Here is a 2,835-nt window from a genome sequence, read left to right on the forward strand (position 1 = left end):
GTCGAGACCGCGCTCGACACAGATCGCCACACGGGAATCGGGTTTCACGCCCTGCTTGCGCAGGTAATGGGCCAGGCGGTTGGCCCGTTCGTTCAGTTCGCGATAGCTCAGGCGCTGTCCACGATGCAGCACCGCCAGTGCGTCCGGCGTGCGCTGAACTTGCGCTTCGAACAGCCCGTGAATTGTCTGCTCCAGCGGGTATTCGGCCTGGGTGGCGTTGAATGTCGCCAGCAATTGCTCGAGCTCTGTCTGGGGCACGACTGACAGCCCGGATAACAAGGCCCCCGGCGTCTGCCGCAATGCCTCCACCAGGCTCGCCAGCGCCGTTTCCATATAGGCACCGACCCGTGCCGCGCCAACGCCCTCCACCGCCTGGACGGTCAGGCCGAAGTCCTCGCCCATGTCGTCCACCGACAGCATCAGTGGGTAGTTGGTGCGTTCCTCGCCACCGAGTACCTGAATACCGTTCCAGGCCGACACCGCTTCGGTCGAAGTCGCCGTACCGCTGTGGCGATAGTTGAGCAAGGCGCTGAACAATGGCGTCGGCGCAGCCACGCCGCTGCAGCGTTGCGCCAGCGCCAGGGAGGCGTGCTCATGGCCCAGCAGGGCCGTCAGCCGTGCGTGGGTCGCCTTGACCCCGGCGCGTACCGGCTGCCCTTCCACGTCGACTCGCAACGGCAAGGTGTTGATGAACATGCCCAAGGCTCGATCAGCCCCCTCGCCGCCCTGCATCCGACCCAGCAGCACGGTGCCGAACACCACATCCTGCCGGCCGGACACACGCCCCAGTACCTGCGCCCAGGCCAGATGGACCAGGCTGGCCACGCTCACCCCCAGTTGCCGGGCCTGGGAGCGCATGGCCTGGCTCAGGCTGGCCGGGAGCGTCATGAAGGCTTCCTCGACCACCTGCCCGCTGCCTTGCACTTCCTGCAAGCCAAACGGCAAGGTCGGCTCGTCGACGTCACCGAGCATTTCGCGGAAAAAGGCTTCGTGTTCCTGGCGACTCACACCCAGGCGCACCTGGGCCACGTAGTTGCGGTACGGTACCGCCTCGGGCAGGGCGTGGCCCTGGCCCAGCAGGAACGCTTGCATCTCGTGCTGCACCAGTTCCAAAGCCGCATGGTCCAGCGCCATATGGTGGAACAGCAGAAGCGCTACCCAACGCTGGTTGGGGCGATCCTCGGCGCAGACCAGCCGCAGCAACGGCGCCCGTCCCATGTCCAGGCGGTGGTGGCGGGTATCGAAGCGTTGTTGCAACTGTGCCTCGACGGCGCCCTGGGCCGGATCCAGCTGCAGCTCCTCCAGGGTCAGCACGGCCTTGTGCCAGACCACTTGCACCGGCTCGTCCAGCCCTTCCCACGCCACCGAGGTGCGCAGGATGTCATGGCGGTCGATCACCCCTTGCAGGGCCTGGAGGAAATCGTCCAGGCGAGCGCGTCGGTCGACCCCGAACAGCGCATGCAGGACATACGGATCGCCCTGCTCCGCAGCGAGGTGATGATAGAGGATGCCCTCCTGCAACGGCGCCAGGGGATAGATGTCCTGCACATTGCCCGCGCCGCCGGGCACGCTGTCGATGATCCGGTCGATCTGTTCCTGGGTAAGGCTGACCAGGGGCAACATGTCGGGGGTGATACGGAAGGCCGGGCTCAGCCAGTCGCCACCGTTTCGCTCCACCAGCTCGAGCAGTTCACGCTTATGGAGGGCAAGGCTTTCCCACAACGCGTCGTCCAGTCCTTCGTCGTCGCCCTGGATCACAAGGTTATCGTCGTCCTGCTGGAGACGGATCGGGTGCTTGGAAAGCGCTGCCATCAATTCGCTGAATTGCATCGAGGAAACCTGCTTCGTAGTTCGGAATGGTTGACGATCGAAATCTCGTCTTTCAGGTACGGCGTCGCGCCGGAACGCATACGGCGTACAGGCCAGGGCAATGGAAGAGCGTCATGTTCAACCCAAGGAGATCCCTCTCTGGACCGTCTCCTCACAGGCCAAAAAAAATTAGAGCATTCGTTGGGGCATGTCTGTCATGGGAAGCAGGGACAAGCTCCGGCCCCGGCAGGACAGGCATTGTGTCGGGAAAAAATCGCGGCGAACGCCCTGCCGGGGGAAGCCCCCCGGCAAGGTTTTTCATCCGCGGATCGTGCGGTATGCGACTCAGATGCGGCGCTGGCGCGCCAGGGTGGGAATCTTCGTCGCGGGCACTTCGATACGCTGCACCTGCCCTACCGCCGCGGCCACCAGTGCCAGGGTCGGCTGACCGAACAGCACCCGCACATCGGCCTCCATGCCCTCCTTGCGCATGCGCTCGATCAACGTCACGGCCAGCAGGGAATGTCCCCCCAGTTCGAAGAAGTGGTCATGCCGGCCGACACGCTCGATTTTCAGCAATTCGGCCCACAGCGAGGCGAGCTTGATCTCCACCTCTCCCACGGGGGCTTCGTAGCGATGCGTGGCGAACGCCTCGCTGTCAGGGACGGGCAAGGCCTTGCGATCGAGCTTGCCATTGGGAGTCAACGGCAAAGCGTCAAGACTCACGTAGGCCGCCGGCACCATGTACTCCGGCAACTGCGCTTGCAGGTAGCCACGCAGCAGGCCCACGTCCACCGCCTGGCCTGGCGAGGGCCGGGTGAAATACGCCACCAGGCGTTTATCGCCGGGGACGTCCTCACGGGCCAGGATCACCGCCTCTTTTACCGCTTCATGCCTGGCGAGCCGTGCTTCGATCTCCCCCAGTTCGATACGGAAACCACGGATCTTCACCTGGTCGTCGTTACGGCCCAGGTATTCGATATTGCCGTCCGGCAGGTAGCGACCCAGGTCGCCGGTCTTGTACAT

General features: G+C 64.3%; 2 protein-coding genes. Both read right to left on the minus strand.

From position 1 onward, the window contains the following. The coding region (locus tag BLP99_RS25990; RefSeq protein WP_143007996.1) for a condensation domain-containing protein at positions 1-1,830 on the minus strand (1,830 nt) is incomplete at its 3' end. A 324-nt stretch (positions 1,831-2,154) separates the two neighbouring features. Continuing rightward, a partial coding sequence (locus BLP99_RS25995) for a phosphopantetheine-binding protein (protein ID WP_143007997.1) occupies positions 2,155-2,835 on the minus strand: 681 nt, incomplete at its 5' end.

This window comes from Pseudomonas sp. NFACC32-1, from assembly GCF_900101215.1.
Lineage (GTDB): Bacteria > Pseudomonadota > Gammaproteobacteria > Pseudomonadales > Pseudomonadaceae > Aquipseudomonas.